The organism is Pseudomonas sp. PDM22, from assembly GCF_014851965.1.
Lineage (GTDB): Bacteria > Pseudomonadota > Gammaproteobacteria > Pseudomonadales > Pseudomonadaceae > Pseudomonas.
On record NZ_JACVAR010000002.1, the window covers coordinates 129,292 to 150,376 of the forward strand.

The 21,085-nt window shown below is 65.6% G+C and carries 21 protein-coding genes; 10 read left to right on the forward strand and 11 right to left on the reverse strand.

All coding sequences use genetic code 11. From position 1 onward, the window contains the following. Window positions 1–31 precede the first annotated feature (31 nt). The 4 genes from rng (at window position 32) to tldD (ending at window position 7,827) form a co-directional block, all read left to right on the forward strand. Window positions 32–1,489: a ribonuclease G gene (gene rng / locus IB255_RS06260; RefSeq protein ID WP_045209573.1), complete on the forward strand. Its 1,458-nt coding sequence runs from the start codon at window positions 32–34 to the stop codon at window positions 1,487–1,489. Window positions 1,490–1,647: 158 nt separating this feature from the next. Then, entirely contained in the window at window positions 1,648–5,466 is a 3,819-nt protein-coding gene (locus IB255_RS06265) for a YhdP family protein (protein WP_192209899.1), read from the forward strand. 67 nt (window positions 5,467–5,533) lie between these two features. Further along, window positions 5,534–6,382, forward strand: a complete 849-nt coding sequence (locus IB255_RS06270; RefSeq protein ID WP_151189466.1) for a carbon-nitrogen hydrolase family protein — start codon at window positions 5,534–5,536, stop codon at window positions 6,380–6,382. A gap of 2 nt (window positions 6,383–6,384) precedes the next feature. Then, on the forward strand, window positions 6,385–7,827 hold the full coding sequence (gene tldD, locus IB255_RS06275) for a metalloprotease TldD (RefSeq protein ID WP_081517447.1): 1,443 nt from the start codon (window positions 6,385–6,387) through the stop codon (window positions 7,825–7,827). A 40-nt stretch (window positions 7,828–7,867) separates the two neighbouring features. Here the strand turns inward: tldD and yjgA are convergent, their stop codons facing one another. Then, window positions 7,868–8,392: a ribosome biogenesis factor YjgA gene (gene yjgA, locus IB255_RS06280; protein ID WP_225594719.1), complete on the reverse strand. Its 525-nt coding sequence runs from the start codon at window positions 8,390–8,392 to the stop codon at window positions 7,868–7,870. Window positions 8,393–8,508: 116 nt separating this feature from the next. Here yjgA and pmbA point away from each other — a divergent pair, with 116 nt between their 5' ends. From pmbA to IB255_RS06310, 6 genes are all read left to right on the forward strand, one after another. Next, window positions 8,509–9,858 (forward strand): metalloprotease PmbA, encoded by a 1,350-nt coding sequence (gene pmbA, locus IB255_RS06285; RefSeq protein WP_081517448.1) that lies wholly within the window; start codon window positions 8,509–8,511, stop codon window positions 9,856–9,858. Between the two features lie 149 nt (window positions 9,859–10,007). Next, window positions 10,008–10,391 (forward strand): FagA protein, encoded by a 384-nt coding sequence (locus IB255_RS06290; RefSeq protein WP_081517449.1) that lies wholly within the window; start codon window positions 10,008–10,010, stop codon window positions 10,389–10,391. Further along, entirely contained in the window at window positions 10,384–11,760 is a 1,377-nt protein-coding gene (gene fumC / locus IB255_RS06295; protein ID WP_081517450.1) for a class II fumarate hydratase FumC, read from the forward strand. Before IB255_RS06290 ends, fumC begins: the two co-directional genes overlap by 8 nt. Window positions 11,761–11,789: 29 nt before the next feature. Then, window positions 11,790–12,239, forward strand: a complete 450-nt coding sequence (locus tag IB255_RS06300; protein ID WP_081517451.1) for a hypothetical protein — start codon at window positions 11,790–11,792, stop codon at window positions 12,237–12,239. Window positions 12,240–12,290: 51 nt separating this feature from the next. Then, window positions 12,291–12,917 carry a superoxide dismutase gene (locus IB255_RS06305; RefSeq protein WP_151189471.1) on the forward strand — a complete coding sequence of 209 codons (627 nt, stop codon included), beginning with the start codon at window positions 12,291–12,293 and terminating at the stop codon, window positions 12,915–12,917. 22 nt (window positions 12,918–12,939) lie between these two features. After that, on the forward strand, window positions 12,940–13,833 hold the full coding sequence (locus tag IB255_RS06310; RefSeq protein WP_412548115.1) for a ZIP family metal transporter: 894 nt from the start codon (window positions 12,940–12,942) through the stop codon (window positions 13,831–13,833). Between the two features lie 12 nt (window positions 13,834–13,845). Here the strand turns inward: IB255_RS06310 and IB255_RS06315 are convergent, their stop codons facing one another. The 10 genes from IB255_RS06315 to IB255_RS06360 form a co-directional block, all read right to left on the reverse strand. Further along, window positions 13,846–14,118 (reverse strand): HPr family phosphocarrier protein, encoded by a 273-nt coding sequence (locus IB255_RS06315; RefSeq protein WP_081517453.1) that lies wholly within the window; start codon window positions 14,116–14,118, stop codon window positions 13,846–13,848. Window positions 14,119–14,152: 34 nt separating this feature from the next. Then, the gene (gene rapZ, locus IB255_RS06320) at window positions 14,153–15,010 is read right to left on the reverse strand and encodes an RNase adapter RapZ (protein WP_081517454.1); all 858 of its coding nucleotides are present in this window, start codon (window positions 15,008–15,010) and stop codon (window positions 14,153–14,155) included. Between the two features lie 2 nt (window positions 15,011–15,012). Then, on the reverse strand, window positions 15,013–15,480 hold the full coding sequence (ptsN, locus tag IB255_RS06325; RefSeq protein WP_037009823.1) for a PTS IIA-like nitrogen regulatory protein PtsN: 468 nt from the start codon (window positions 15,478–15,480) through the stop codon (window positions 15,013–15,015). A gap of 9 nt (window positions 15,481–15,489) precedes the next feature. Then, complete coding sequence (gene hpf, locus IB255_RS06330) at window positions 15,490–15,798, reverse strand: ribosome hibernation-promoting factor, HPF/YfiA family (RefSeq protein ID WP_017518151.1); 309 nt, start codon at window positions 15,796–15,798, stop codon at window positions 15,490–15,492. Between the two features lie 78 nt (window positions 15,799–15,876). Beyond that, window positions 15,877–17,379, reverse strand: coding sequence for an RNA polymerase factor sigma-54 (locus IB255_RS06335; RefSeq protein WP_081517455.1), 1,503 nt, complete (start codon window positions 17,377–17,379; stop codon window positions 15,877–15,879). Window positions 17,380–17,647: 268 nt separating this feature from the next. Then, a complete protein-coding gene (gene lptB / locus IB255_RS06340) occupies window positions 17,648–18,373 on the reverse strand; it encodes an LPS export ABC transporter ATP-binding protein (RefSeq protein ID WP_081517456.1) in 726 nt (241 codons plus the stop codon). Further along, a complete protein-coding gene (gene lptA, locus IB255_RS06345) occupies window positions 18,373–18,909 on the reverse strand; it encodes a lipopolysaccharide transport periplasmic protein LptA (protein ID WP_017518148.1) in 537 nt (178 codons plus the stop codon). Before lptA ends, lptB begins: the two co-directional genes overlap by 1 nt. Further along, window positions 18,896–19,468, reverse strand: a complete 573-nt coding sequence (lptC, locus tag IB255_RS06350; RefSeq protein ID WP_081517457.1) for an LPS export ABC transporter periplasmic protein LptC — start codon at window positions 19,466–19,468, stop codon at window positions 18,896–18,898. The genes lptA and lptC overlap by 14 nt, the downstream gene beginning before the upstream one ends. 8 nt (window positions 19,469–19,476) lie before the next feature. After that, entirely contained in the window at window positions 19,477–20,001 is a 525-nt protein-coding gene (locus IB255_RS06355) for a KdsC family phosphatase (protein WP_054906618.1), read from the reverse strand. Further along, on the reverse strand, window positions 20,002–20,976 hold the full coding sequence (locus IB255_RS06360; RefSeq protein ID WP_081517458.1) for a KpsF/GutQ family sugar-phosphate isomerase: 975 nt from the start codon (window positions 20,974–20,976) through the stop codon (window positions 20,002–20,004). It lies immediately after the preceding gene. Between the last annotated feature and the right edge of the window lie 109 nt (window positions 20,977–21,085).

Here is a 21,085-nt window from a genome sequence, read left to right on the forward strand (position 1 = left end):
GCACGACTCCGGGCGCGATAAGGAAGGGCGCATGAGCGAAGAGATCCTGATCAATATCACGCCGATGGAATCGCGCGTGGCGGTGGTGGAGAACGGCGTCCTGCAGGAGGTCCACGTCGAGCGCACGCTGCGCCGCGGGATCGTCGGCAATATCTACAAGGGCAAGGTCGTGCGCGTGCTGCCGGGCATGCAGGCGGCCTTCGTCGACGTCGGCCTGGAACGTGCGGCCTTCATCCACGCCGCGGAGATTTCCACCCGCGAAGGCAGCGCGGTGGAGAGCATCGGCGCGCTGGTCCATGAAGGGCAGAGCCTGGTGGTGCAGGTCACCAAGGACCCCATCGGCACCAAGGGCGCGCGCCTCACCACGCATCTGTCGATCCCCTCGCGCTACCTGGTCTACATGCCGCGCACCAGCCATGTCGGCATTTCCCTGAAGATCGAGGATGAGCACGAGCGCGAGCGCCTCAAGCAGGTGGTCGCCAAGTGCGTCGAGGCCGAGGGCATCGTCGAGCGCGGCGGATTCATCCTGCGTACTGCCGCCGAAGGGGCTGGCGAGGACGAGATCCTCGCCGATATCCGCTACCTGCGCCGCCTCTGGGACCAGATCGACGCGCAGATCCAGACCGTCGGCGCGCCGACGATGATCTACGAGGACCTTTCCCTGGCCCTGCGCACCCTGCGCGACCTGGTGAACCCGCGCATCGAGAAGATCCGCGTCGATTCACGGGAAAACTTCCAGAAGATCACGCAGTTCGTCGAAGAACTGATGCCGGAAATCGCCGACCGCCTGGAACACTACCCGGGTGAGCGGCCGATCTTCGACCTCTACGGGGTCGAGGACGAGGTGCAGAAGGCGCTGGAGCGCAAGGTGCTGCTCAAGTCCGGCGGCTACCTGATCATCGACCCGACCGAGGCGATGACCACCATCGACGTGAATACCGGCGCCTTCGTCGGCCATCGCAACCTCGAAGAGACCATCTTCAAGACCAACCTCGAGGCGGCCACCGCCATCGCCCGCCAGCTCCGCCTGCGCAACCTGGGCGGGATCATCATCATCGACTTCATCGACATGGAAGACGAGGAGCACCGCCGCCAGGTCCTGCGGACCCTGGAGAAGCAGCTCGAACGCGACCATGCCAAGACCAACATCATCGGCATCACCGAACTGGGCCTGGTGCAGATGACCCGCAAGCGCACCCGCGAAAGCCTGGTGCAGGTGCTCTGCGAGCCCTGCCCGAGCTGCCAGGGGCGCGGCATGCTGAAGACCGCCGAGACCATCTGCTACGAGATATTCCGCGAGATCCTTCGCGAGGCCCGGGCCTACCAGGCCAATTCCTATCTGGTGCTGGCCAATCAGAAGGTGGTGGATCGCCTGCTCGACGAGGAGTCGGGCAACGTTGCTGACCTTGAGCTGTTCATCGGTCGCCCCATCAAGTTCCAGGTCGAGGCCATGTATTCCCAGGAGCAGTACGACGTGGTCCTGCTTTGAGCGGCGGATCGCACCGTTTGGGATTCGGGCAGGAGGCCGTCGTGCAATGGGGTTTTTTGGAGCTTTGCCTGACGCACACTGTCAGACCTGGTTCGACATTGCCTGGCTGGGAGGCCGCTCGATGAACCTTCGCGACACTTCACAGGCAGCCGGCTGACATGGAGCGTGCCGGCCGGCTGTTCGCCACTTCCCTGCGCATCATCCTGGGCCTCCTGGCGCTGGGGCTGGTGCTGCTCGCGCTGTATGTCAGCCTCGGCCGACAGTTGGTGCCGCTGGTGGCGGAGTACCGCGATGACCTGGCGCAGAAGGCCAGCGAACAGCTGGGCCTGCCGGTGGCCATTGGCGCGCTGGAGGGGCACTGGCATGCCTTCAGCCCGATCATCGTGGTGCGCGATATCCAGCTGGGCGAGGGCAATGATTCCCTGCGCCTGGAACGTGTGCGCCTGACCCCGGACATCCTTGGCAGCGTGATGGCACGCCAGCCGCGCATCGACAGCCTGGAACTGGAAGGCCTGCACCTGACCCTGCGCGAGGACGAGGAGGGCAAGTGGCATGCCGATGGCCTGCCCAGCCGCGGCGGCGACACCGATCCGCGCAAGCTCATCGACCTGCTGTTGACCCCGCGTCGCCTGTCGCTGATGGACAGCCAGCTGACCGTGCTGCCGCAGCAGGCCAACCCGCTGTCGCTGACCTACGTCGGCATGACCTTGCGCAGCGGCAGCCGCCAGCGCCTGGAAGCACGTCTCAGCCTGCCCGGCGGCGAGCCGGTGGCGGCGCGCCTGGAAACCCGCCTGAACCGTGACGACTGGGCGAAGAGTTCGGCCCAGCTGTACCTCAGCCTGCCGCAGGCCGACTGGGCCAAGTGGCTGCCCGGGCGCCTCACCGGTGCCTGGAAGCTGTCCCAGGCCAAGGCCGGCGGCGAGCTGTGGGCGACCATCGACAAGGGCGTGCCGGTGTCCGCGGTGGCACGCCTGAACGCGCCGAAGATCGACGCGGCGCTGGGCGATCGCAAGCCGGTGAGCCTGAGTGACCTGGGTGTCAGCCTGTTCTTCCAGCGCAATGGCGACGATTTCGACCTGCGCGTCGCCGATCTGGCGGCGAACCTCGGCGAAACCCGCTGGGGCGAGGTGGAGCTGGAGCTGACTCGCCGGACGAAGGACGAGGAGCACTGGCAGCTGCGCGCCGACCGCCTCGACCTGACCCCGCTGGGGCCGACCATCACCGCCCTGGCGCCGCTGCCGGACAAGGCCATCGAGTGGCTCGACGGTCTCAAGCCACAGGGTGTGCTGCACAACGTCAACTTCGATTACTGGCCGCAGCGCGAAGGTGCCGAGCGGGTTGCCTATGCGACCAACCTGGAGAAGGTCGGCGTCAGTGCCTTCCATGACGTGCCCGCCGTGGCCAATGTCGATGGCACCCTGAGCGGCAACCTGGAAGGCGGCACGCTGGATGCCAACGCCCAGAACTTCATGCTTCACCTGGCAACCCTCTTCCCCGAGCCCTGGCACTACCGCACCGCGCACACGCGCATGTTCTTCAAGCTCAACGACGAGGCCTTCACTCTCGGCAGCCATCTGATGCAGGTGGAAGGCGAGGAGGGCACCATCGCCGGTGACATGCTGATCCGCCTGATGCGCGACCCGGCGCTGGAGGACTACATGGACCTGCGTGTCGGCATGAGCAATGGTGATGCGCGCTACACCGGCAAGTACCTGCCGACCGTCATCCCGCAGATGAGCAAGGACCTTGCCGCCTGGCTCAAGGGCTCGATCAAGAGCGGTCGTATCGAGCAGGGCTACTTCCTCTGGCAGGGCTCGCTGCAGAAGGGCTCGGCGCCCGAAGCCCACGCCATGACCCTGTATTTCAAGGTCCACGACGGCGTGCTCGACTACCAGCCCGGCTGGCCCGGCCTGAGCAAGGCCGAGGGCGAGGTGCGGGTCGAGGACACCGGTGTCAGCATCAACGCCACCAGCGGGCAGATCCTCAACAGCCAGGTGCGCGATGTGTCGGTGGAGATTCCCCATTCGGACCCGGGCGAAGTCGCCCACCTGCACGTGAATGGCGACATCGACAGCAACCTCGTCGATGGCCTGAAGATCCTCCAGGACTCGCCGATCGGTGCGACCCATACCTTCGCCGGCTGGGAAGGTTCCGGCGACCTGAACGGCCACCTCAACCTCGATATTCCCCTGGCCAAGGGCGAGGCGAGCAAGGCGCGGGTGATAGTTGACTTCGACACCGATAAGGCGAAGTTGAAGATCGCCAAGCCCGAGCTGAACCTCGAACAGGTCAAGGGCAAGTTCCGCTATGACACCGACAGCGGCCTGAGTGGGCAGAACATCGCGGCCCAGGTGCTGGGCGCGCGTGTCACCGGCAGCATTCGCGCCGAAGGCCGCAACGGCGTCCCGCGCACGCGGGTGCTGGTGGGTGGTCAGGTGCCGGTCAAGTCCCTGCTCGACTGGGGCAAGGTGCAGCAGCAGTTGCCGGTAGATGGGCGCATTCCCTTCCAGCTCAATCTGCTGCTCGACGGCAAGGACAGCCAGTTGCAGGTCGCCTCGAACCTGCAGGGCGTCACCATCGACCTGCCGGCGCCACTGGGCAAGGCGGCGCAGGAGACTCGCGAGAGCGAGTGGCGCATGACCCTGGACGGCGCCGAGCGGCGTTACTGGGCGACCTATGGTGACCGCGCCAGCCTGGCCTACGCCGCACCGGTGGATCAGCCGCTGGCCGGCCGTGGCGTGCTGCGCCTGGGGGGCGATCCGGCCGTGCTGCCCAACTGGAGCGGCGTGCAAGTGCGCGGCAAGATCGATGAGGTCGACGCCGACGCCTGGATGGCCGTCGCGAAGAAGTACTCCAACACAGGGGTTGAAGGCGCGGCTGGCCTGTTGCGCGGTGCGGACCTGCAGATCGGTCGCTTCAAGGGTTTCGGCCAGACCCTGGAAAACCTCACGCTGGACCTGGCGCGCGTCGACAGCAGCTGGCAGGTCGGGTTGGTCAGCTCACTGGTTTCCGGCAAGGTCACCCTGCCTGACAGCAAGGTGAAGCCGATCCAGATTGCCCTGGACCGCATCGACCTGCCCAAGGGCGAGGCCATCGACTCCGAGAAGGCGGTGGAGCAGCCGGACCCACTGGCGAAGATCGACCCGCGGACCCTGCCGCCGATGGACGTGAGCATTCGCCAGGTGCTGAAGGCTGGCAAGCCCGTTGGTGCCTGGAGCTTCAACGTGCGGCCGACACCCACCGGGGTTGGCTTCAACGACGTCAACCTGGACCTGCGCGGCCTGTCGGTGAAGGGCAACCTGCGCTGGGACGGCATGGAGGCAAGTGCGCGCAGCACCTTCCAGGGCCAGCTTGAAGGCAAGAACATGGGCGATGTGCTCAAGGCCTGGGACTTCGCGCCCAGCGTGACCAGCGAGCGCTTCCGCGTGGACATCAACGGCAACTGGCCGGGCTCCCCGGCGGCGCTGAACCTGCGGCGCTTCGGCGGTACCCTCGACGCCAGCCTGCGCAAGGGCCAGTTCGTCGAAGTGGAAGGCGGCGCCAATGCCCTGCGCGTATTCGGCCTGCTCAACTTCAACGCCATCAACCGCCGCCTGCGTCTGGACTTCTCCGACCTGCTCGGCAAGGGCCTGAGCTATGACCGGGTGAAGGGCGTGCTCACCGCCACCGATGGCGTCTACTTCACTCGCGAGCCGCTGCGGCTGGATGGGCCGTCGAGCAACCTGGAGCTCAACGGCACCCTGGACCTGGCACACGACGAAATCGACGCCAAGCTGCTGGTGACCCTGCCGGTGACCAACAACCTGCCGCTGGCGGCGCTGATCGTTGGTGCGCCGGCCATTGGTGGTGCGCTGTTCGTGGTGGACAAGCTGCTGGGCGACAAGGTCGCGCGCTTCGCCAGCGTGCAATACAGCGTCAAGGGCCCGTGGCAGAGCCCCACCATCGCTTTCGAGAAACCTTTCGAAAAGCCTCATTGAGCCCCTCAATCGAGCAGAAAGCCCGGGCTTCAGTTAGCATGAAACCCAGACACCGACGGAGCTCAGCATGTCCATTGCCGTCATCCAGATGGTCAGCCAGGACGATGTCCCGGCCAATCTCGCCGCCGCCCGTCGCCTGCTCGAGCAGGCCGCCGAGGGTGGCGCGCGCCTCGCCGTGTTGCCGGAAAACTTCGCTGCGATGGGCCGCCGCGATCTCGCGGAGATCGGCCGGGCCGAAGCCCTGGGCGAAGGCCCAATCCTGCCCTGGTTGAAAAGCGCCGCCCGCGACCTCAGGTTGTGGATAGTCGCCGGCACCCTGCCGCTGCCGCCCGAAGGCCAGCCGGACGCCAAGGCCAACGCCTGTTCGCTGCTGGTGGACGAGCGCGGTGAAGTGGCGGCGCGCTACGACAAGTTGCACCTGTTCGACGTGGACGTCGCCGACGCCCGTGGCCGCTATCGCGAGTCTGATGACTACGCCTTCGGTCAGCGCGTGGTGGTGGCGGATACGCCGGTCGGGCGCCTGGGACTGACGGTCTGCTACGACCTGCGCTTCCCCGAGCTCTACACCGCATTGCGCGAAGCCGGCGCAGAGCTGATCAGCGCTCCCGCCGCCTTCACTGCAGTCACCGGGGCGGCGCACTGGGAAATCCTCGTCCGCGCCCGCGCCATCGAAACCCAGTGCTACCTGCTGGCGGCCGGGCAGGGCGGTACCCACCCCAAAGGACGGGAAACCTGGGGCCAGTCGGCCATCGTCGACCCCTGGGGGCGTATCCTCGCCGAACAGGCCAAGGGCGAGGCCGTGCTGCTGGCCGAGCGCGACAGCGAGGAACAGGCGGCGGTCCGGCAGCGCATGCCGATTGCCCGGCACAGAAGATTTTTCCCGCCGGTCGAACCACGACCGGCGCGTACGGAGTGAATATGAGCGAACTGTTGTCATCCGTCAGTCAGCACCTGCTGGCCCCCGGTGGTCTGGATATCGACCAGCTGTCGCCGATCCTGCACGAGCTGAGCGGCCCCGGTATCGACGCCGCCGACCTGTACTTCCAGAGCCAGGTTTCCGAGTCCTGGATGCTCGAAGACGGCATCGTCAAGGAAGGCAGCTTCCACATGGACCAGGGCGTCGGTGTGCGCGCGCAGTCCGGCGAGAAGACCGGCTTCGCCTACAGCAACGCGATCAACCATGAAGCGCTGATCCAGGCCGCCCGCGCCGCCCGTTCGATCTCCCGCGCCGGGCAGAACGGCAAGGTGCAGGCGTTCCAGGCCGTGGTGCCGACCCGCCTGTATGCCGGCGAGAACCCGCTGGACGTCATGAGCCGCGCCGAGAAGGTGGAGCTGCTGCAGAAGATCGATGCCGCCACCCGCGCCCTCGATCCGCGTATCCAGCAGGTCACTGTCAGCCTCGCCGGCGTCTGGGACCAGGTGCTGATCGCTGCGGCGGACGGTTCGCTGGCCGCGGACATCCGCCCGCTGGTGCGCTTCAACGTCAGCGTCATCGTCGAGCAGAACGGCCGTCGCGAGCGTGGCGGCCATGGCGGCGGCGGGCGTACCGACTACAAGTATTTCCTCCAGGAAGACCGCGCCATGAGCTACGCCCGCGAGGCGCTGCGCCAGGCCCTGGTCAACCTTGAAGCGGTGCCCGCGCCGGCCGGCAGCCTGCCGGTGGTGATGGGGGCCGGCTGGTCCGGCGTGCTCCTGCACGAAGCCGTGGGTCACGGCCTGGAAGGCGACTTCAACCGCAAGGGCAGCTCCAACTACAGCGGGCGCATCGGCGAGAAGGTCGCTTCCAGCCTGTGCACCATCGTCGACGACGGCACCATCGCTGGCCGTCGTGGTTCGCTGTCGGTGGACGACGAGGGCACGCCGACGAACTGCAACGTGCTGATCGAGAACGGCATCCTCAAGGGCTACATGCAGGACAAGCTCAACGCCCGCCTGATGGGCGTGGCGCGCACCGGCAACGGCCGTCGCGAGTCCTACGCGCACCTGCCGATGCCGCGCATGACCAACACCTACATGCTGGCCGGGCAGAGCGATCCGCAGGAAATCATCGCCAGCGTCGAGCGCGGCATCTACTGCGCGAACCTCGGCGGCGGCCAGGTAGATATCACCAGCGGCAAGTTCGTCTTCGCCACCAGTGAGGCCTACCTGATCGAGAACGGCAAGATCACCCGTCCGGTGAAGGGCGCGACCCTGATAGGCAACGGTCCGGAAGTGATGAGCCGGGTGTCCATGGTCGGCAACGACCTGGCGCTGGACAGCGGCGTGGGTACCTGCGGCAAGGACGGCCAGTCCGTGCCGGTCGGTGTCGGTCAGCCGACCCTGAAGATCGACGCGATCACCGTCGGCGGCACGGGCGGCTGAGGCCGTTGCCGGTGGGGCTGGAAGGGAAGATCGCGGCCGCTCAGCGCAGGCCGCGTTTCAGCTCGTCCAGCTCGCGGATGTACTTGAAGATCTTCCGCGCTGCGGCCGGAGGCTTGTTGTGAGCGGCCTCGTGCTGGGCGTGGCGGATCAGCTGGAGCAGATGCTGGCGGTCGCTTTCCGGGTATTCGCCGAAGAAGGCCGACAGCGCGACGTCGCCGCCGGTGATCAGGTGGTCGCGCCAGCGCTCCAGGGCGTGGAAGCGTTCGTTGTACTGGCGGGTCGAGGTATCTACCTGCTCCAGCAGGGCGAGGATGGCCTCGACGTCCTGGTCGCGCATCAGCTTGCCGATGAACTGCCGGTGGCGTTTCTTGGCGGCGTTGGCCTTGTGCTTGGGAGCTTCTTCCAGTGCGCGGCGCAGCGGATCGGTGAGCGGCATGCGGTCGAGCATGTCGGCCTTGAGCGTGGTCAGGCGCTCGCCGAGTTCCTGCAGCGCGTGCATTTCGCGTTTTACTTGCGACTTGCTCTTCTCATCGAAGGACGAGTCGTCATCGTGAATTTCAGCCATGGCGGGGGTCTCGTTGAAAACGCCGCCATGATAACGAGTCAGGGGCCGCTTGTCCGGCCCGCGCCGGTCGCCGCTGCCTGATGGCGGGGCCGGACCATGAACAGGAGAGGCATGCAATGAGCGAACACAACCCGGCAGTGAGCCCGGAGGTCCTTCCCGAACTGCGTGAGCAGGTCGAGCGGATCATCGCAGAGGCCACCCGGCAGGGCGCCAGCGCCTGCGAGGTGGCGGTGTCGGTGGAGCAGGGGCTGTCGACCTCGGTGCGCCAGGGTGAAGTCGAGACCGTCGAGTTCAACCGCGACCAGGGCTTCGGCATCACCCTCTATGTCGGTCAGCGCAAAGGCTCCGCGAGCACCTCGGCCACCGGCGCGGATGCTATTCGCGAGACCGTGGCGGCGGCGCTGGCCATCGCCAAGCACGCCTCCGAAGACGATTGCGCCGGGCTGGCCGATCCGGCGCTGATGGCCCGTGACCTGCCGGACCTGGACCTGTACCACGGCTGGTCGATCACCCCCGACCAGGCCATCGAGCGCGCGCTGGCCTGCGAGGCCGCTGCGTTCGCCACCGACAAGCGCGTTACCAAGGCCGACGGCACCACGCTGAACACCCACCAGGGTTGTCGCGTCTACGGCAACAGCCACGGCTTCGTTGGCGGCTACGCCAGCACCCGCCACAGCCTGAGTTGCGTGATGATCGCCGAGCTGGAAGGGCAGATGCAGCGCGACTACTGGTACGACGTGAACCGTCGCGGCGACCTGCTGGCCACTCCCGAATCCATCGGCCGCCGCGCCGCCGAGCGCGCCGCCAGCCGTCTCGGCGCGCGCCCGGTGCCGACCGCCGAAGTGCCGGTGCTGTTCGCCCCGGAAGTCGCGGTCGGCCTGTTCGGCCACTTCCTCGGCGCCATCTCAGGCGGCAGCCTGTACCGCAAGTCGTCGTTCCTCGAAGGCGCATTGGGCCAGCGGCTGTTCCCGGAATGGCTGACCCTGGACGAACGCCCGCTGCTGCGCGGCGCGCTGGGCAGCGCCTCGTTCGACAACGATGGCCTGGCGACCTACGCCAAGCCCTTCGTCGAGGGCGGCGATCTGGTGTCGTACGTGCTCGGCACGTACTCCGGGCGCAAGCTGGGCATGCCCAGCACTGCCAACTCCGGTGGCGTGCACAACCTGTTCGTCAGCCATGGCGACGAGGACCAGGCTGCCCTGATCCGCCGCATGGGGCGGGGCCTGCTGGTCACCGAGCTGATGGGGCAGGGCGTCAACCTGGTGACCGGCGACTACTCCCGTGGCGCTGGCGGTTACTGGGTCGAGAATGGCGAAATCCAGTTCCCGGTGCAGGAAGTCACCATCGCCGCCAACCTGCGCGACCTGTTCCGCAACATCGTCGCCATCGGCAATGACGTGGAGTACCGCGGCAACCTGCATACCGGCTCCGTGCTCATTGAAAAGATGATGGTCGCCGGCAACTGATCCAGCCGCCGCGGCCCCGCTGGCCGCGGCTTTCAGCCCTTCTTCGATTCCCTTCTCCAGGCTGGCCGCCCAGCGCAATGCGTTCGGGCGGCTTGTTTTTTTGTCTTTCTGAAACAATAATCAATCTCATTATCGATTGAGAGATTGCCATGTTCGCCGAAATCGACAGTTCAATCACCGAGCGCTGGTATCGCCTGGGCACGCGTATCCGCTGTGCGCTGGAGCCGAACGAGCCGCGCCTGGTCGAGCAGTATCTCGGCGAAGCGCGCTACCTGGCGGCCTGGGAACCGGTGCCGGCCTGGCGTCTGTTCGAGAAGTGCTTCGGGCTGCTGCTCGACAGCAGCCGCGACATCGCGCTGCCCTGGCACTGGCGCGTGCTCTGCCTGGATCACGCCTATCTCCCGCTGCGTGAACTGCAACGCCTGGCGACTTCCACCGCCCAGCGCCAACGCCTGTGCCTGCTGGCCCGGCGCATGGCGCAGCAGGAGATGGCGCCTTCCCTGAGACTGCAAGAAGGAATCGAGAATGACTGACAGCCGTATCGAACGCGACAGCATGGGCGAACTGGAGGTGCCGGCTTCGGCGCTGTACGGCGCCCAGACGCAGCGGGCGGTGAACAACTTCCCGGTGAGCGGCCAGCGCATGCCGCGTCCGTTCATCCGCGCGCTGCTGCTGGCCAAGGCGGCCGCGGCACGCGCGAATGTCAGCCTGGAACAGCTGGACGCGGAGACCGGTGCAGCCATCGTCGCCGCCTGCGAAGAGCTGCTGGCCGGTGATCTGCAGCAGCATTTCCCGGTGGACGTGTTCCAGACCGGCTCGGGCACCAGTTCGAACATGAACGCCAACGAGGTGGTCGCGACCCTTGCCAGCCGCCGCCTCGGCAAGCCGGTCAATGCCAACGACCAGGTCAACTGTGGACAGAGCAGTAACGACATCATTCCCTCGACCATCCACATCAGTGCGGCGCTGGAGGTCCACCAGCACCTGCTGCCCGCGCTGGACCACCTGCACGCCACCCTGGAGAAGAAGGCAAAGGCCGTTCACCAGCACGTCAAGACCGGCCGGACCCACCTGATGGACGCCATGCCGGTGCGCCTGAGCCAGGTGCTCGGCGGCTGGGCCCAGCAGGTGCGCCAGGCATCTCAGGGTATCGAGGCGCAATTGCCGGCGCTGCAGCAGCTCGCCCAGGGCGGCACGGCGGTCGGTACCGGGGTGAACGCCCATCCGCAGTTCTCCGCGCGCTTCTGCGAGGAGCTCAATGGCCTGACCGGCCTGGTGTTCCGCCCTGGCGACGACTTCTTCGCGCTGATCGGCGCCCAGGACATCGCCGTAGCCACCTCCGGCCAACTCAAGGCCCTGGCCGTGGCGCTGATGAAGATCGCCAACGACTTGCGCTGGATGAACTCCGGGCCGCTGGCCGGCCTTGCCGAGATCGAGCTGGAGGCACTGCAGCCGGGATCTTCGATCATGCCGGGCAAGGTCAACCCGGTGATTCCGGAAGCCACCGCCATGGTCGCCGCCCAGGTGATGGGCAACGACACCACCATCGCGGTCGCCGGGCAGTCCGGCAACTTCGAGCTGAACGTGATGCTGCCGGTGATCGCTGACAACCTGCTGCACAGCATCCATCTGCTGGCCAACGTCAGCCGCCTGCTGGCGGACAAGGCCATCGCCAGCTTCAAAGTCAATGAGGCGAGCCTGCGCGAGGCGCTATCGCGCAACCCGATCCTGGTCACCGCGCTGAACCCGATCATCGGCTACCAGAAGGCCGCGGAGATCGCCAAGCAGGCTTATCGCGAGGGTCGGCCGATCATCGACGTTGCGCTGGAGAACACTGACCTGGACCGCGCCCGCCTCGAGCAACTGCTCGATCCCGAGAAGCTCACCGCCGGCGGACTCTGAGTCCGCCCCACCCGCTGGAGGAACCTGCCATGCGTCATTGGCAACGCACCATCGAACTGGGCAACCGCTGCTTCATTCGTCAGGAATTGATCGATGCCCGTGAGCACTACCTCCACGCTCTGGCGCTGGCACAGGTGCTGCTGGATCGCTGGCACGACGCCGAGGAGGCGGTGATGGCCTTCGTCATCTCGCACCACAACCTCGGCGACCTGCACTTGCAGCTGGGCCAGCCGGAAGAGACCGCCGAGTACCTCTGCGCCTGCCACGAGCGCCTGCTGGCGCTGGGTGAGGACCTGCGCAAATGCTCGGATCTGCGTGCGGCGGCGGTGCAGCACAGCCGCCGTACCTACGTCGAGCTGCTCAACTTCATCGGCGAACACGGCACCTACCCGCGCACCCAGCGCCTGCTGCGCCGCCAGGGTGCGGTGGAGCTGCGCCCGGGGCTGTTCACTGCCGTGCATTCGATGCGTTACCACTAGTCGATGCGCTACCGCTGAGTCGAAGCGCTCCCACTGAAAGAAGGTTTGAAGATGCCTCACGTCCTGCCTGCCTTGCCCTATGCCTACGCTGCGCTGGAGCCGCACATCGATGCGCAGACCATGGAAATCCACCACAGCAAGCACCACCAGACCTACATCAACAACCTCAACGCCGCGCTGGAAGGCACCGCGTTCGCCGAAGTGCCGGTGGAGCAACTGCTGCAGCAGCTCGACAGTCTCCCCGCCGCCCTGCGCGGGCCAGTGATCAACAACGGCGGCGGCCACGCCAACCATTCACTGTTCTGGACCGTGATGGCGCCGGATGGCGGTGGCCAGCCGCAGGGAGAGCTGCGCCAGGCGATAGACGCTGAACTGGGCGGCTACGACGCCTTCTGCCAGGCCTTTACCAAGGCGGCGCTGACTCGCTTCGGCAGCGGCTGGGCGTGGCTGAGCGTCGATCCGCAGGGGCGGCTGGTCGTCGAGAGCAGTGGAAACCAGGACAGCCCGCTGATGCAGGGCAACCTGCCGATCCTCGGCCTGGATGTCTGGGAGCACGCCTATTACCTGCGCTACCAGAACCGCCGACCGGAATACATTGCGGCCTTCTACAACGTGGTCGCCTGGCCGGAGGTGCTGCGCCGTTACCGTGTGGCGCAGCAGGCACGAGGCAAAGGATGAAACCGAAGGCGGCAGCATGCGTCTGATCGTGCAGAGTCTGCGTGAAAGCGGAGGACGCAATTTGCGTTGGTTGCTGGGACTGAGCATCGTCCTCGGCGGCGGTGTACTCGTGGTCCAGCACCTGATGGAGCTGGCGCGGCTGCAGCTTTCCCCACCGATGTACCTGGCCCTGCATGGCGGCATGCTCTGCGCGCTCGGGACGGCCCTGGGCGCTCTGCCGGTGTTGCTGGTGCGCAGTATGCCGGCGCGTATCGCCGACACCATGCTTGGCTTCGGCGCCGGGGTCATGCTGGCCGCCACGGCCTTCTCCCTGCTGCTGCCGGCGCTGGAGGCGGCGGAAGCTTCCGGTCGTCCGACCTGGCTGGCCTCGCTGCTGGTCAGTCTTGGCCTGGCGCTGGGCGCCTTCGGTCTGGCGGTGTTCGGTCGGGTGCTCGAAGACGCCCAGGCGAATATCCAGGGCGCGGCTGAAGGCAAGGTGCCCGCGCGCATCCTGCTGTTCGTCGCCGCCATCGTTCTGCACAACATTCCCGAAGGCATGGCCGTAGGGGTTGCCGCCGGCGGAGAGGTGCAGGGCGCAAGCGGTCTGGCGCTGGGGATCGCGCTGCAGGATGTGCCCGAAGGGCTGGCTATCGCGCTGGTGCTGGCCGGGGCGGGCGTTTCGCGGGGCAAGGCGGCGCTGGCGGGTGCGGCTTCCGGGCTGGTGGAGCCGCTGTTCGCGGTGCTCTGTGCCTGGCTGATCGGTATCTCGCGGATGTTCCTGCCCTGGGGGCTGGCCGCGGCGGCGGGCGCGATGCTTTACGTGGTCGTGCGCGAGATCATTCCCGAATCCCAGCGGCGCGGCCACGCGGCGCAGGCCACGCAGGGGCTGATCATCGGTTTCTGTCTGATGATGGTACTGGATACTTCGCTGGGCTGATGGCCCTGCGCGTCACTCGCCTTCGTCGAAGTAGTTGTTGATCAGGTCAACCAGCGCCTTGATCGCTTCGTCTTCCTGCTCACCTTCGGCGGCGAGGTGCAGATTGGTGCCCTTGCCGGCGGCCAGCATCATCACGGCCATGATGCTCTTGCCGTCCACCGTACTCTCCGGGTTGCGGCCCACGCGAACCTGGCAGGGGAACCGCCCTGCGACGCCGACGAATTTGGCCGCCGCTCGGGCGTGCAGGCCAAGCTTGTTGATGATGGTGACTTCGAGGGCGGGCATCGCGAGGGGCTGTCCTTTTGTTGTCTGTCGCTGCTTAGCTCAGGTCGCGGTGGCGAATCTGTACGTTGGTGAGGGTTTCCTTGAGGGCCTGACCAATGCGCTCGGCAATGTAGGTCGAGCGGTGCTGGCCACCGGTGCAGCCGATGGCGATGGTCACGTAGGCCCGGTTGCTCGCGGCGAAGCGCGGCAGCCATTTGTTCAGGTAGGCGAGGATATCCTGGTACATCTCCTCGACGTCCGGTTGCGCCGCCAGGTACTCCTGGACTTCCGTTTCCAGCCCGGTGTGCTCGCGCAGTTCGGGTTTCCAGTACGGATTGGGCAGGCAGCGCACGTCGAACACCAGGTCCGCGTCCACTGGCATGCCGCGCTTGAAGCCGAATGATTCGACCAGGAAGGCGGTGCCCAGTTCGGGCTTGTTCAGCAGGCGCAGCTTGAGCACGTCGCGCAGCTGGTAGAGGTTCAGGTTGGTGGTGTTGAGCTTGAGATCGGCGAGGTCGGCGATCGGCGCCAGCAGGTTCGACTCGTCGCTGATGGCCTCGGCCAGGGAGCGGGTGTCGGTGGTCAGCGGGTGGCGCCGGCGAGTCTCGGAAAAGCGTTTGAGCAGCGTCTCATCATCGGCGTCGAGGTACAGCACGTCGCACTGGATGTGTCTGTCGCGGGCTTCCTGCAGCAGCTCGGGGAAACGCTGCAGCTGGCTGGGCAGGTTGCGCGCGTCGATGGAGACGGCGACCTGCGGGTGCAGCAGCTCGGTGTGCAGCAGTGCGCGCTGGGCCAGGTCCGGGAGGAGGCTGGCCGGCAGGTTGTCGATGCAGTAGAAGCCGTTGTCCTCGAGCACATTGAGCGCAGTGCTCTTGCCCGAGCCGGATCTCCCACTGATGATGATCAGGCGCATGATCAGTGCCCGTTGTTCTGGAAGTCCACGACGATCCGGTACAGGTCCTCGCCGTTGGCGGCGTGACGCAGGCGGTCGCGGACGTCGGAGCGGTCGAGCATGGAAGCGATCTGTCGCAGCAGTTCCAGGTGCTCCTCGGTGGCCGCTTCCGGCACCAGCAGCACGAACACCAGGTCGACCGGCGCGCCGTCGAGGGCGTCGAAGTCTACCGGATGGTCAAGGTGCAGGATGGCGCTGATGGGCGACTGGCAGCCGGGGAGGCGGCAGTGCGGAATGGCGATGCCATTGCCGAAGCCGGTGGAGCCCAGGCGTTCCCGGGCCACCAGGCTGTCGAAGATGTCTTGGGAATCGAAACCCGGCAGCTCGCGAGCCACCAGGTTGGCGATTTGTTCGAGGACACGTTTCTTGCTGCCGCCCGGCACGTTCACGAGGGAACGGCCGGGGGTCAGGATTTGCTCAAGTCGGATCATAGAGAGGGGTTAACGAACACCAACACCTTGCTGGCGTTCGAGGTATTTTTCCTTGTGCTTGATCAGTTGGCGGTCGAGCTTGTCGGTGAGCAGGTCGATGGCCGCGTACATGTCTTCATGTTCGGCGCAGGCCACCACTTCGCCACCGGCGATGTGGAGGGTGGCTTCAATTTTCTGCTTCAGCTTCTCGACCTCCATGATGACCTGAACATTGGTGATCTTGTCGAAGTGGCGCTCCAGTCGGCCAAGTTTCTCGCCGACATAGTCGCGCAGGGCGTCGGTCACATCCAGTTGATGTCCACTGATGTTGACTTGCATACCGCTTTCTCCTTGTTGCCCGTGTGTAAGTGGCAGGTTAGGGGGCCTGCCGCCGGAACACCTTGGCGTGGATCAACGTCACACCAGCCGCTTGCGCTCGCTCGAGGGAGAGATTCCTAGGGACTCCCGGTACTTGGCGACGGTACGACGTGCCACTTGAATGCCCTGTGCCTCCAGTAAACCAGCGATCTTGCTGTCACTCAATGGCTTTTTCGGACTTTCCGCCGCGACCAGTTTCTTGATGATGGCGCGAATCGCGGTGGAGGAGCACTCGCCGCCTTCGGAGGTGCTGACGTGGCTGGAGAAGAAGTACTTCAGCTCGAAGATGCCACGGGGCGTGTGCATGAATTTCTGCGTGGTGACGCGGGAGATGGTGGACTCGTGCATGCCCACCGCCTCGGCGATGTCGTGCAGGACCAGCGGCTTCATCGCTTCCTCGCCGTACTCGAGGAAGCCGCGCTGGTGCTCGACGATCTGGGTCGCCACCTTCATCAGCGTCTCGTTGCGGCTCTGCAGGCTCTTGATGAACCAGCGCGCTTCCTGCAACTGGTTGCGCATGAAAGTGTTGTCGGCGCTGGAGTCGGCGCGTCGCACGAGGCCCGCGTACTGCGAGTTCACGCGCAGGCGCGGCACCGCTTCCTGGTTCAGCTCCACCAGCCAGCGGTCGTTGTTCTTCCGCACGATGACATCCGGAACGACGTATTCGGCCTCGCCGGATTCGATCTGCGAGCCGGGACGCGGGTGCAGCGACTGGATCAGCTCGATGGTCTCGCGCAGCTCGTCTTCCTTGAGCTTCATGCGGCGCATCAGCTGGCTGTAGTCGCGGCTGCCAAGCAGGTCCAGGTGGTCGCTGACCAGACGGATGGCCTCGGCCAGCAGGTAGGTCTTGGTCGGCATCTGGCGCAGCTGCAGCAGCAGGCATTCGCGCAGGTTGCGCGCACCCACGCCGGCGGGTTCGAGCTGCTGCACGCGGCGCAGGACGACTTCCACTTCATCCATCTCCACGCCCAGTTCCGGGTCGATGGAGGCGAGGATGTCGTCGAGGGATTCGTCGAGGTAGCCGTCATCGGTGATGCCGTCGATGATGCTCAGGGCGATCAGGCGGTCGGTATCGGACATCGGCAGGAGGTTGAGTTGCCACAGCAGATGGCTCTGCAGGCTTTCGCCGGCGGAGGTGCGGGACGTGAAGTCCCACTCGTCGTCATCGTTGCTGGGCAGGCTGCTGGCGCTGGTCTGGTAGATGTCTTCCCAGGCGGTGTCGACCGGCAGCTCATTGGGGATGCGCTCGGCCCACTGGTCCTCGTCGAGGCTGTCGGCGTTGGGCGTGGTGCTTTCCTGGAAGTTGTCCTGGGAGCTGCTGCTGGTGCCGTTGGCGCCCGACTCGGCACCGTCCGCCATGGGATCGCTGTTGTCGAAGTCCTCGCCTTCTTCCTGGCGCTCCAGCATCGGGTTGGACTCCAGGGCTTCCTGGATTTCCTGTTGGAGGTCCAGCGTGGAGAGCTGGAGCAGTCGGATGGCCTGTTGCAGCTGCGGAGTCATCGTCAGCTGCTGGCCCATCTTGAGGACTAGCGATGGTTTCATGGCTGGAACTAGGCACCTTGTTCGCTGGCGCGAAGCGCGCCATATCCACGACTACGGACACCGGGGTGCCGCGAGGAAGCAAATTATATGCCTGAGTTTGGACGCTTTGCCTAGGGGCTGTCGACCTTTCGTTACAACCCGGTTGCGCCGGGGCAGCCCAGGCAGCCGGGTACGTCGCGGAACGGCCGACGAGCCGCGCCACGCTAGGGGGAGAGGTGGAGCTGCTGCGCCCTGGAAAGGGCGCGGCACAGGGCCTTGGAGACTGGCCTTAGAGGCGGAACTCGTGGCCCAGGTAGACTTCCTTCACCAGGTCGTTGGCGAGGATACTCTCGGCACTGCCTTCGGCGATCAACTGACCGTCGTTGACGATGTACGCCGTTTCGCAGATATCCAGGGTCTCGCGGACGTTGTGGTCGGTGATCAGTACACCGATGCCCTTGGCCTTGAGGTGGTGGATGATCTGCTTGATGTCGCCAACGGAGATCGGGTCGACGCCGGCGAAGGGTTCGTCGAGCAGGATGAACTTCGGCGAACTGGCCAGGGCGCGGGCGATTTCCACGCGGCGACGTTCACCGCCGGACAGGCTCATGCCGAGGTTGTCGCGGATGTGGTGGATGTGGAACTCCTCGAGCAGGCCTTCCAGGGCTTCCTGGCGGCCGGCGCGATCGAGGTCGGTGCGGGTCTCGAGGATCGCGCCGATGTTGTCCGCCACCGACAGCTTGCGGAAGATCGAAGCTTCCTGCGGCAGGTAGCCGATACCGGCGCGCGCGCGGCCGTGCATGGGCAGGTGGGTGACATCCTGCTCGTCGATGCGCACGACGCCCTGATCGGCACGGACCAGGCCGACGATCATGTAGAAGCAGGTGGTCTTGCCCGCTCCGTTGGGGCCGAGCAGGCCGACGATCTGCCCGCTCTCGATGCTCATGCTGACGTCGCGGACGACTTGCCGGCTCTTGTAGCTCTTGGCGAGGTGCTGGGCGGTTAGCGTAGCCATTACTGCGCTTGATCCTGCTTTTTCTTGGGCTGGATGACCATGTCGATACGCGGGCGCGGCGTGGTCACCTGGGAGCCGGTGGCGCGGCCTGCGTTGACGATCTGGCGCTGGGTGTCATAGACGATCTTCTCGCCTTCGAAGGTGTTGCCTTCCTGGATCACCTTGGCCTGGTCGATCAGAACGACGCGGTTCTGCGAGACGAAGTACTGGATGGTCAGGCCGTAGGCCTGGGTGATCTGCTTGTCCGGCGCCGGCTTCTGTTCGAAGTAGGCGGGCTTGCCGACCGAGGTGACGACTTCGATCTCGCCGTCCTTGTTCTGCTTGAGCGTAACGGTGTTGCCAGTCAGCTTCATGCTGCCCTGGGTTACCACCACGTCGCCGCGATACACGGCCACGCCCTGCTTGTCATCCAGTTCGGCGCTGTCGGCCTGGACGCGGATCGGCTGTTCCCGGTCGGTGGGAAGAGCCCAGGCGGCAGAGCTGCCGATGGCGGCGGCGAGGCTGAAAAGAAGGGGGAGGGTGTTAACGAGCCTCATGCTGACCTCTTACGTTGGACAGCAGGAGCATCCGGCTGTCTTTCAGATACGCTTTCATGCCAACTGCCGTGGTTACACCGTTGGGTTCGGTGATCTTCACGGGCTGGTCAGTCTGCGCATAGTCCTTGTCTGGGAACACCGTCATGCGCGAGGTGTTGAGCAGGAGCGTGCGCTGCTGCGCGTCGGTGCGCGCGACGCGCACATCGTCGATCAGCTCGACCTGCTTGCCTTCGGGGGCCACTTCGGCGCGAACGCTCTGGACGTGCCACGGCTGAGGCTCATTCTCCCGGTGGAAGTAGAGGTCGGGCGTGGTAACCAGGGTCACGTCGCTTGCTTTCAGGTGTTCGAGTTTGTCGGCGGTCATCTCGTAGGCGAGGGAACCGTCGACGCGGTATTGAGTGCTCTTGGCATTCACCACATAGAAATCGACAGCGTCGCTGGTCTGCGACTTGAGTTGCCGCTCGTTGAAGTCCAGGCGCACGTTCCAGTAATAGCCGAGGGCGATCAGCAGGATGGCGATCAGGGCGAGCAACAGCTTCTGTTGGAATGTCTTGGGCATGTTCGGCTCTAGAGGTACGCGTTCTGGGCAGCTTCGAGGTTGCCCTGGGCGCGCAGGATCAGTTCGCAGAACTCGCGGGCGGCGCCTTCGCCGCCACGGGCCTGGGTCACGCCGTCAGCGTGCTGGCGCACGAAGGCGTCGCCGCTGGCGACCGCCATGCCGAGCCCTGCGCGGCGGATAGCCGGCAGGTCGGGCAGATCGTCACCCAGATACGCGACTTCTTCATAGCCTAGACCCAGTTCGGCGAGCAACTCGTCGAGGGCGACCAGCTTGTCCTCGCGGCCCTGGAACAGGTGGTTGATGCCCAGGTTCTTCGCCCGGCGCTCGACCACCGGGCTCGAGCGGCCGGTGATGATCGCGGTGCGCACGCCGGAGTTCATCAGCATCTTGATGCCCTGGCCGTCCAGGGTGTTGAAGGTCTTGAACTCGCCGCCGTCGGGCAGGAAGTAGAGCTTGCCGTCGGTGAGCACGCCATCGACGTCGAACACCGCCAGGCGGACCGCTTTCGCGCGTTGCAGCAGGTCGGCGGTCATTCAGATGACTCCCGCGCGGGTCAGGTCGTGTACGTGCAGGACGCCGACCGGGTGATCCTTGTCGTCGACCACCACCAATACGTTGATCTTGTGGTCGTCCATGATCTTCAGGGCTTCGGCGGCAAGCATGTCCGGGCGGGCGGTCTTGCCGTGCACGGTCATCACCTGGTCGATGGTCACCTGGCGCACGTCCAGACCCTTGTCCAGGGTGCGGCGCAGGTCGCCGTCGGTGAAGATCCCGGCCAGGCGGCCGTCCTCGCCGAGCACGATGGTCATGCCCAGGCCCTTGCGGGTCATTTCCAGCAGCGCGCCGCTGAGTGACGTGCCGGGGGAAACCTGCGGCAATGCTTCACCCACGTGCATGATGTTTTCCACTTTCAGCAACAATCGACGGCCCAGTGCGCCGCCCGGGTGCGAGAAAGCGAAGTCTTCGGCGGTGAAGCCGCGGGCTTCCAGCAGAGCGATGGCAAGCGCGTCACCGATCACCAGGGAAACCGTCGTGGAGGAGGTCGGGGCCAGGTTCAGCGAGCAGGCTTCATGCTCCACGCTGGCGTCGAGGTTGACCTCGGCGGCCTTGGCCAGCGGCGACTCGGCGTTGCCGGTCATGCTGACCAGGGTGATGCCCAGGCGCTTGATCAGCGGCAGCAGGGTGATGATTTCGGCGGTGGAGCCGGAGTTGGACAGGGCCAGGACGACGTCGTCCTTGGTGATCATGCCCATGTCGCCATGGCTGGCCTCGGCCGGGTGCACGAAGAAGGACGGGGTGCCGGTGCTGGCCAGGGTGGCGGCGATCTTGCGGGCGATGTGCCCGGACTTGCCCATGCCGACCACGACCACGCGGCCCTTGCAGGCCAGCAGAAGCTCGCAGGCCAGGGAGAAATCGGCGCCGATGCGCGGCAGCAGAGCGTCCACCGAGTCTCGCTCGAGGCGGATAGTGCGTTGTGCCGACTGGATGAAATCGTGTTTCTGGCTCATGTTCGAAAGGCGCGGGGCAAAATGAAGTGCGAGATTATAACGGGAAAGCGGCAAAGGCTTCATCACTGGCATCTCAATGTTGAGCGCATTTTGCTGAACTGAGCCTTAA

Bases quoted from the DNA above. Each gene is read 5' to 3' on its own strand.
- ptsN (WP_037009823.1), bottom strand. From the start codon at position 15,480: ATGATCCGACTTGAGCAAATCCTGACCCCCGGCCGTTCCCTCGTGAAC.
- IB255_RS06300 (WP_081517451.1), top strand. From the start codon at position 11,790: ATGCGTCATTGGCAACGCACCATCGAACTGGGCAACCGCTGCTTCATT.
- lptB (WP_081517456.1), bottom strand. From the start codon at position 18,373: ATGGCTACGCTAACCGCCCAGCACCTCGCCAAGAGCTACAAGAGCCGG.
- IB255_RS06335 (WP_081517455.1), bottom strand. From the start codon at position 17,379: ATGAAACCATCGCTAGTCCTCAAGATGGGCCAGCAGCTGACGATGACT.
- lptA (WP_017518148.1), bottom strand. From the start codon at position 18,909: ATGAGGCTCGTTAACACCCTCCCCCTTCTTTTCAGCCTCGCCGCCGCC.
- fumC (WP_081517450.1), top strand. From the start codon at position 10,384: ATGACTGACAGCCGTATCGAACGCGACAGCATGGGCGAACTGGAGGTG.
- IB255_RS06270 (WP_151189466.1), top strand. From the start codon at position 5,534: ATGTCCATTGCCGTCATCCAGATGGTCAGCCAGGACGATGTCCCGGCC.
- yjgA (WP_225594719.1), bottom strand. From the start codon at position 8,392: ATGGCTGAAATTCACGATGACGACTCGTCCTTCGATGAGAAGAGCAAG.
- rng (WP_045209573.1), top strand. From the start codon at position 32: ATGAGCGAAGAGATCCTGATCAATATCACGCCGATGGAATCGCGCGTG.
- hpf (WP_017518151.1), bottom strand. From the start codon at position 15,798: ATGCAAGTCAACATCAGTGGACATCAACTGGATGTGACCGACGCCCTG.
- IB255_RS06360 (WP_081517458.1), bottom strand. From the start codon at position 20,976: ATGAGCCAGAAACACGATTTCATCCAGTCGGCACAACGCACTATCCGC.
- IB255_RS06305 (WP_151189471.1), top strand. From the start codon at position 12,291: ATGCCTCACGTCCTGCCTGCCTTGCCCTATGCCTACGCTGCGCTGGAG.
- rapZ (WP_081517454.1), bottom strand. From the start codon at position 15,010: ATGCGCCTGATCATCATCAGTGGGAGATCCGGCTCGGGCAAGAGCACT.
- tldD (WP_081517447.1), top strand. From the start codon at position 6,385: ATGAGCGAACTGTTGTCATCCGTCAGTCAGCACCTGCTGGCCCCCGGT.
- IB255_RS06290 (WP_081517449.1), top strand. From the start codon at position 10,008: ATGTTCGCCGAAATCGACAGTTCAATCACCGAGCGCTGGTATCGCCTG.
- lptC (WP_081517457.1), bottom strand. From the start codon at position 19,468: ATGCCCAAGACATTCCAACAGAAGCTGTTGCTCGCCCTGATCGCCATC.
- IB255_RS06315 (WP_081517453.1), bottom strand. From the start codon at position 14,118: ATGCCCGCCCTCGAAGTCACCATCATCAACAAGCTTGGCCTGCACGCC.
- IB255_RS06265 (WP_192209899.1), top strand. From the start codon at position 1,648: ATGGAGCGTGCCGGCCGGCTGTTCGCCACTTCCCTGCGCATCATCCTG.
- pmbA (WP_081517448.1), top strand. From the start codon at position 8,509: ATGAGCGAACACAACCCGGCAGTGAGCCCGGAGGTCCTTCCCGAACTG.
- IB255_RS06355 (WP_054906618.1), bottom strand. From the start codon at position 20,001: ATGACCGCCGACCTGCTGCAACGCGCGAAAGCGGTCCGCCTGGCGGTG.